Annotated in this window: 10 protein-coding genes; 8 read left to right on the forward strand and 2 right to left on the reverse strand. The window is 45.1% G+C overall.

Translation table 11 applies throughout. The features are described from left to right. Window positions 1-83 precede the first annotated feature (83 nt). Together R7D93_RS22750 and R7D93_RS22755 are read right to left on the reverse strand one after the other, a co-directional pair. Window positions 84-311, reverse strand: coding sequence for a SlyX family protein (locus tag R7D93_RS22750; protein WP_005381455.1), 228 nt, complete (start codon window positions 309-311; stop codon window positions 84-86). Continuing rightward, complete coding sequence (locus R7D93_RS22755) at window positions 308-1294, reverse strand: WD40 repeat domain-containing protein (protein ID WP_017633742.1); 987 nt, start codon at window positions 1292-1294, stop codon at window positions 308-310. Before R7D93_RS22755 ends, R7D93_RS22750 begins: the two co-directional genes overlap by 4 nt. Before the next feature lie 128 nt (window positions 1295-1422). On the opposite strand from R7D93_RS22755, the gene fkpA reads away from it, so the two are divergent. The 8 genes from fkpA to fusA all read left to right on the forward strand — a co-directional run bounded on the left by fkpA (window position 1423) and on the right by fusA (window position 7398). Beyond that, a complete protein-coding gene (gene fkpA, locus R7D93_RS22760) occupies window positions 1423-2205 on the forward strand; it encodes an FKBP-type peptidyl-prolyl cis-trans isomerase (protein WP_017821751.1) in 783 nt (260 codons plus the stop codon). 143 nt (window positions 2206-2348) lie between these two features. After that, entirely contained in the window at window positions 2349-3071 is a 723-nt protein-coding gene (locus tag R7D93_RS22765; RefSeq protein WP_005382804.1) for a transcriptional regulator, read from the forward strand. Beyond that, a complete protein-coding gene (gene tusD, locus R7D93_RS22770) occupies window positions 3068-3463 on the forward strand; it encodes a sulfurtransferase complex subunit TusD (RefSeq protein WP_017821752.1) in 396 nt (131 codons plus the stop codon). The genes R7D93_RS22765 and tusD overlap by 4 nt, the downstream gene beginning before the upstream one ends. After that, window positions 3460-3816, forward strand: coding sequence for a sulfurtransferase complex subunit TusC (tusC, locus tag R7D93_RS22775; RefSeq protein ID WP_054702275.1), 357 nt, complete (start codon window positions 3460-3462; stop codon window positions 3814-3816). The genes tusD and tusC overlap by 4 nt, the downstream gene beginning before the upstream one ends. Before the next feature lie 7 nt (window positions 3817-3823). Beyond that, the gene (gene tusB, locus R7D93_RS22780) at window positions 3824-4099 is read left to right on the forward strand and encodes a sulfurtransferase complex subunit TusB (RefSeq protein WP_115386340.1); all 276 of its coding nucleotides are present in this window, start codon (window positions 3824-3826) and stop codon (window positions 4097-4099) included. Between the two features lie 177 nt (window positions 4100-4276). Then, on the forward strand, window positions 4277-4651 hold the full coding sequence (rpsL, locus tag R7D93_RS22785) for a 30S ribosomal protein S12 (protein WP_004399892.1): 375 nt from the start codon (window positions 4277-4279) through the stop codon (window positions 4649-4651). A 101-nt stretch (window positions 4652-4752) separates the two neighbouring features. Next, the gene (gene rpsG / locus R7D93_RS22790) at window positions 4753-5223 is read left to right on the forward strand and encodes a 30S ribosomal protein S7 (protein ID WP_005382796.1); all 471 of its coding nucleotides are present in this window, start codon (window positions 4753-4755) and stop codon (window positions 5221-5223) included. A gap of 75 nt (window positions 5224-5298) precedes the next feature. Then, window positions 5299-7398 carry an elongation factor G gene (fusA, locus tag R7D93_RS22795; RefSeq protein ID WP_005382794.1) on the forward strand — a complete coding sequence of 700 codons (2100 nt, stop codon included), beginning with the start codon at window positions 5299-5301 and terminating at the stop codon, window positions 7396-7398. Window positions 7399-7629: the final 231 nt, after the last annotated feature.

A 7629-nucleotide genomic window follows, 5' to 3' on the forward strand; every position in this document is an offset into this window, starting at 1 on the left:
CTTCCTCTTGAGTACCTTCTTAAGTAATTAATACAACAAAGCCCAGAACATGTTCTGGGCTTTATGCTATTTGAGCCTGCATTTTAATAATGCGGTGGTGGGGTTTCTTCTGACGGATCGGCTAAATTCGACGAGTCCATATTTTTTACTTTACCTACCACATATTTCATCTGATCGAGCATCTTGGTAATTTGCAGTTGTTGCTGCGATAAAGCTCCGTTCAGATCTTCAATAGTCTGTTCTTGGAACGCAAGCTGACATTCTAAGTCATTAATGCGTGCTTCCAATTGCTGAATGATTTTTTCTGTCATGATCCGTTCTCTAACTGCCAAGCTTGGGCAATACCTGCTGAAGTAGCAGTAATTACGCGTTGTTTTGAATCAAAGGCTGCATCATACACGACCGCACGGGGAGGGCGAGTGTCTTTTTTGGGCTCCACTTCAAATCCACTCATTCGTTTTCCGGTTTGAGTATCCCATATCGACACACGGCCAGAAGGGCTTCCTGTGACTAGTTGAGTCCCGTCGTCAGAAAATCGTGCGGTAGAGAAAATTAATTGGCGTGACCAACTGCTCAACTGTGTGACTTCTTGTCCAGTTTTTAAATTCCAAACAATCGCTTGGTTTCCGCCATCAGATGTCATTGCTAATTTTCCATCTCTTTGCAGGGCCACGCGAACAATTCGTTGTTCATGTTCGAAGGTTCGTAGTACTTGTCCGGTTTCGGTATCCCACAGATACGCTTTATAGTCATTACCTCCGGTTAGGGCGAAGCGACCATTAGGAGAAATGGCCACGGAATTGACTTTTTCACGATGCGCAAGGAACTCCATGCGACGCCCGGTGACTAAGTTGACATAAATTGCTTTACCGTTGGATAACCCAAGCAGAACTTGTTCACCATTACTGGTGATATCAACGTCGCGAATGAGCGCATCAGAGATAGACCAAAGGCCTTCGGATTGCGTCCAGCCTAGGTCCCAAACTGCGAAGTTCATTTGGCTTGCTGTAATTGCGTAGCGACCATTGTCAGATATGCGGATATGGGAAACCACATTGGCATCGGCATCGAGTTCACCCAGGTTGGCTAGTTGTTCATTTTGCTCTAGGTCCCACAACATCAAATGACGTTGTTGAGAATAGAGCAGAGCAAACCGTCCATCTCTGCTAAGTGCGAAGCTCGTCGCACCTTGAGGTTCTATCGGCCAACGCTGCACTTCACGCTCGGCGAAAAAGCAACCATTTAACGTGGTGATGACAATTAAATATAGGAATAAATGAAAAATTCTTTGCATCACATCTAATAATCCGGTTTGTGTCTTAAGACATATAGCTAGTATATTGGTATAACGATTGTCTTCACTAGTCTCATAGAAGATTTGTGCACAACAACCAATGGCAGAGCCATTATTGGGAGAATTTAATGAAATCAGTTTTAAAAGTGTCGCTACTTGCTGCAACAGTTATGCTAGCGGTAGGTTGTCAGAAAGAAGAAACTAAAACAGAAACCGCACCTCAAGCAGAACAAGTTCAAGCAGAAACCGGTAAAGCGGTTCACTTTAAAACCGACGACGACAAAGCGGCATACGCAATCGGTGTTTCATTTGCTAACTACCTAAGCACAAGCATCGACAAGCCAAGCGAAATCGGCATTAATCTTAACAAAGATTTGGTACTAAAAGGTATCGAAGACGTCTTCAAAGGCAATGCTGAATTGAATGAAGAAGAAACACGTGCAGCACTAGAATCTCTAGACAAGCGTGTTGCAGAAAAGATGCAAGCACAAGCGGCTGAGAAAGCAGCTGAAGCGAAAAAAGCTGGCGATGATTTCCGAGCTGAGTTTGAGAAGCAAGAAGGCGTAGTGAAGACAGATACAGGTCTTCTATACCAAGTAATGACACCAGCTGAAGGTGAGAAGCCAAAAGACACTGATACGGTTCAAGTACACTACAAAGGTACTCTGATCGACGGTACTCAGTTCGACAGCTCATACGATCGTGGTGAACCTGCAACGTTCCCACTTAACCGTGTAATCCCAGGTTGGACAGAGGGTGTTCAGCTAATGCCTGTGGGTTCTAAATTCAAATTCGTTATCCCGCCAGAGCTAGCATACGGTGACCAAGACACACCAAGCATTCCTGCTAACTCAACGCTAGTATTTGAAGTTGAGCTGCTAAAAGTTGAGAACGACAACGCAGAGCAATAACAATAAGCTGCGATAAGTTATTGAAAAAGGTCCGTTTAACGGGCCTTTTTTGTTCTAGGTCACTAGTTGGTGAGTTTGCTAGGTTGCTTTTCAAATTTTCTGATAAACTTACACCAATTTGTTGATTTTTCGCTCGAAGGCTTATGACAACTACAGAAACAATAAACGCGGAGATGTTGCTCGAAATGGAATCCGTTAACGTGATGCCGTTTACCGAGCACGACAAAATCATTTTAAGATCTTATGAGGCGGTCGTGGATGGTATCGCCAGCCTGATAGGTCCATTTTGTGAAATCGTTCTTCACTCTCTAGAAGACTTAAATACCTCTGCAATTAAAATCGCTAACGGTGAAAACACGGGGCGCCAAGTCGGCTCACCAATCACTGATTTAGCGCTTAAGATGCTAAAAGACATCGAAGGCTCGGAGCGCAACTTCTCACGTTCGTACTTTACCCGTGCAAAAGGTGGCGTGTTGATGAAGTCGATTACTGTCGCCATTCGTAATGGCGAAAATCGCGTGATTGGTTTGTTGTGTATCAACGTCAACTTGGATGCGCCTTTCTCGCAAGTTCTTCAGTCTTTCATGCCGACGCAAGAAGCGAAAGAAGCGGCTTCCTCGGTCAACTTTGCTAGTGACGTAGAAGAGCTGGTGGACCAAACTGTTGAACGCACCATCGAAGAGATCAATGCGGATAAATCCGTGTCTAACAACACCAAAAATCGCCAGATCGTGATGGAGTTGTACGACAAAGGTATCTTCGATATTAAAGATGCCATCAACCGTGTCGCGGATCGCCTTAATATTTCAAAACACACCGTTTACTTGTACATTCGTCAACGTAAAACCGAGGATGATGAAAGGTGAGTAAACTGACTTACACGTTAGTGGTGAATGGTCCCGTTTATGGCAGCCAGTCAGCGCGCAGTGCTTATCAGTTCGCCAAAGCGGTGATAGAGCAAGGCCATCAGCTAGTGAGCGTCTTCTTTTATCAAGATGGTGTGACTAATGGTACTGCTTTGAGTGTGCCAGCCAACGATGAATTTGATCTCAATAAGGCGTGGCAGTCTTTGGCTAAAGAGCATGGTGTTCGCCTAGAAACTTGTGTCGCGGCCGCTTTGCGTCGCGGGATTGTAAGTGAAGAAGAAGCGAATCAACATGGTTTGGTTCAGAACAATCTAGCCGATGGTTTTGAACAAGCAGGCTTAGGTAGCCTAGCTGAAGCGATGTTAACCCAAGACAGAGTGGTACAGTTTTGAGTCAGTTAACTTATCTATTTCGTAGTGCGCCACATGGCTGTGCAGCTGGTCGTGAAGGTGTGGATGCACTGTTAGCCGCGTCGGCTTACTGTGAAGATATCAGCGTCATTTTCATGGGTGACGGGGTATACCAGCTTCTACTCGGGCAAGACCCCAACAATATTTTGAGTAAAGATTACGCGCCGATGTTAAAGCTTTTCGATTTATACGACATCGAACAAGTCTTTGTGTGTTCAGAGTCGTTAACCCAGCGAGGTTTGGCGCAAGCGGATTTAGTCATTGAAGCCCAAGCGTTAAGCTCAGAACAGCTCAAAGATAAGTTACAACACGCTGGCAAGCTACTGTCTTTTTGAGGAAGTTATGTTACACATCATAAAAACAGTCTCTGCTCTAGAAGACGCCATGCCCTTATGCAGTGAACAGGATAACATCTTACTTATAGAAGATGCAGTGTACGCTGCTAACTCGCAACATAAAGCATTTTCCCATCTAAAAAACCGCAGCGTATTTGTGTTAGAGAGCGATGCGCAAGCTCGCGGTATTGCAAATCGTATCAGTCCATCGCTGACGATTGTGAATTACTCAGGCTTCGTTGAACTAACAGCAAAACAGGATAAATCCCTAACTTGGGATTGAACAAGATTTGCTGTCGACAAAGCTTTACGGATGAATTGTTCTAATTGAACAAAAAAGATCCGTATATTTCTTGACACACCTCTCACTGCTGCATAGAATTTTGCGTCCCTAACTGCATTGGCAGTTGGGGATAGATTTTTCACAAAGCTTACTTTCAAGTAAATCAGGAGCTAGTTAATGGCAACTATTAACCAGTTGGTACGTAAGCCACGTGCAAAGCAAGTTGTTAAAAGCAACGTGCCTGCACTAGAAGCGTGCCCACAAAAACGTGGTGTATGTACTCGTGTTTACACTACTACACCTAAAAAACCTAACTCAGCACTTCGTAAAGTTTGTCGTGTACGTCTGACAAACGGCTTCGAAGTTACATCGTACATCGGCGGTGAAGGTCACAACCTTCAAGAGCACTCAGTTGTTCTAATCCGTGGTGGTCGTGTTAAAGACCTTCCAGGTGTGCGTTACCACACTGTTCGCGGCGCACTAGACTGTGCTGGCGTAAATGACCGTAAACAAGGTCGTTCTAAGTACGGTGTGAAGCGTCCTAAGTCTTAATGGATTCCGTTAAGTAAGGCCAAACACTAAATTATTTTTAATTTTTTGAAAAAACTGAAAAGTTTTGGATAAAACCTGAAGAAGACAACGGAGATAAATCCATGCCACGTCGTCGCGTCATTGGTCAGCGTAAGATCCTTCCAGATCCAAAATTCAAATCTGAATTGCTGGCAAAATTCGTTAACATCCTAATGGTTGACGGTAAAAAATCTACTGCAGAGAAAATCGTTTACACTGCACTAGATGCTATGGCTGAAAAGTCTGGTAAAGACCACTTAGCTATTTTTGAAGAAGCTCTTGAAAACGTTCGCCCAGCGGTAGAGGTTAAATCTCGCCGTGTTGGTGGTTCAACTTACCAAGTACCTGTAGAAGTACGTCCGGTTCGCCGTAACGCACTTGCTATGCGTTGGTTGGTTGAAGCTGCGCGCAAGCGTGGTGAAAAATCTATGGCTCAACGCCTAGCTGCTGAAATGCTAGACGCGTCTGAGAACAAAGGTACTGCGGTTAAGAAACGTGAAGACGTTCACCGCATGGCTGACGCAAACAAAGCGTTCGCTCATTACCGTTGGTAATACCTTCTGTGCTGCGAGGTTCTCTCGCAGCACTTTTCTATACTCTAAGGTACACCTTAGTAAGAGGATACAATCGTGGCTCGTAAAACTCCTATTGAGCTATACCGTAATATCGGTATCTGTGCTCACGTAGATGCAGGAAAAACAACCACAACTGAGCGTATTCTGTTCTACACTGGCCTTTCTCACAAAATCGGCGAAGTTCACGATGGTGCAGCAACCATGGACTGGATGGAGCAGGAGCAGGAGCGTGGTATCACTATCACATCCGCTGCGACTACTACATTCTGGCGTGGTATGGAAGCACAGTTCCCTGAGCATCGCGTAAACATCATTGATACCCCTGGACACGTTGACTTTACTATCGAAGTAGAGCGTTCTCTTCGTGTACTTGATGGTGCTGTGGTTGTGTTCTGTGGCTCATCTGGTGTTGAACCTCAGTCTGAAACTGTATGGCGTCAAGCAGACAAATACCACGTTCCACGTTTGGTATTTGTAAACAAGATGGACCGTGCGGGCGCAGACTTCCTACGCGTTGTGAACCAAATTAAGAATCGTCTTGGTGCGACTCCTGTTCCAATCCAGCTGAACGTTGGTGCGGAAGATGAGTTCAGAGGTGTCATCGACCTTATCAAGATGAAAATGATCAACTGGAATGATGCCGATCAAGGCACTTCGTTTACTTACGAAGACATCCCAGCTGACATGATTGAACTTGCTGAAGAGTGGCGCAACCACATGGTTGAATCCGCTGCTGAAGCTAGCGAAGAGCTGATGGACAAGTACCTTGAAGAAGGTGAATTGACTGAAGCTGAGCTCAAACAAGCTTTACGTACTCGCACACTAAATAACGAAATCGTACTGGCTACTTGTGGTAGTGCGTTTAAGAACAAAGGTGTTCAAGCGGTACTGGATGCAGTAGTTGAGTTCTTGCCATCGCCAGTTGACGTACCTGCAATTAAAGGTGTCGACGAAAGAGAAAATGAAGTTGAGCGTCATGCTGACGACAACGAACCTTTCTCTGCGCTAGCGTTTAAGATTGCGACTGACCCATTCGTGGGCACGTTAACTTTCATGCGTGTTTACTCCGGTGTTGTAAACTCGGGTGACGCTGTTTACAACTCAGTAAAAGAGAAGAAAGAGCGTTTCGGTCGTATCGTTCAGATGCATGCGAATAAGCGTGAAGAAGTGAAAGAAGTTCGCGCTGGTGATATTGCAGCTGCTATCGGTCTGAAAGATGTAACAACAGGTGACACACTGTGTGATCAGAACCACAAAGTGATTCTAGAACGCATGGAGTTCCCTGAACCAGTTATTCAGATTGCTGTAGAGCCTCGTTCTAAGGCAGACCAAGAGAAAATGGCTATCGCGCTAGGTAAACTAGCAGCGGAAGATCCATCATTCCGCGTGGAAACGGACGACGAATCAGGTCAGACTCTGATCTCAGGTATGGGTGAACTTCACCTAGACATTATCGTTGATCGTATGAAGCGTGAATTCAGCGTTGATTGTAACGTTGGTAAACCTCAGGTTGCTTACCGTGAAACCATTCGTGGTAAAGCGGAAGTTGAAGGTAAGTTTGTTCGTCAATCAGGTGGTCGTGGTCAATACGGTCATGTTTGGGTCAAACTTGAGCCTTCTGAGCCTGGTGAAGGTTTCGTATTCGTAGACGAAATCGTGGGCGGTGTGATTCCTAAGGAATACATCAGTTCGGTATCGAAAGGTATCGAAGAGCAAATGAATAGTGGTGTTCTAGCGGGTTACCCTGTACTAGATATTAAAGCTACACTATTTGATGGTTCTTACCACGATGTAGACTCAAGCGAGATGGCGTTTAAGATCGCTGGCTCGATGGCATTCAAGAAAGGTGCACTAGAAGCACAACCTGTGATTCTAGAACCTATGATGAATGTCGAAGTAACCACTCCGGAAGACTGGATGGGTGACGTTGTTGGTGACCTAAACCGTCGTCGCGGTATCATTGAAGGCATGGACGAAGGTGTGGCTGGTCTTAAGATCATCCGTGCTCAAGTACCACTATCCGAAATGTTCGGTTACGCAACTGATCTACGTTCTGCAACTCAAGGCCGTGCGTCTTACTCTATGGAGTTTCACGAGTACGCTGAAGTGCCGAAAAACTTCGCAGATAAAATTATTGCAGAGCGTGGTTACTAATTGACGATTGAACTGCAAAAAGTTTACGACTTTTTGCGAGATCAGGGCGTCCAAATATTGCGCTAACGGGCGTTGGCGCATAAAATAACAATTTCTGGCGCGTCGTCGATCAATAATGATCACGACGAATCATAACTAGGAAGGAACACGATCGTGTCTAAAGAAAAATTTGAACGTACGAAACCGCACGTTAACGTTGGTACTATCGGCCACGTTGACCACGGTAAAACA

The sequence above is a fragment of the Vibrio sp. YT-15 genome (assembly GCF_033337445.1).
Taxonomy (GTDB): Bacteria; Pseudomonadota; Gammaproteobacteria; order Enterobacterales; family Vibrionaceae; genus Vibrio; species Vibrio alginolyticus.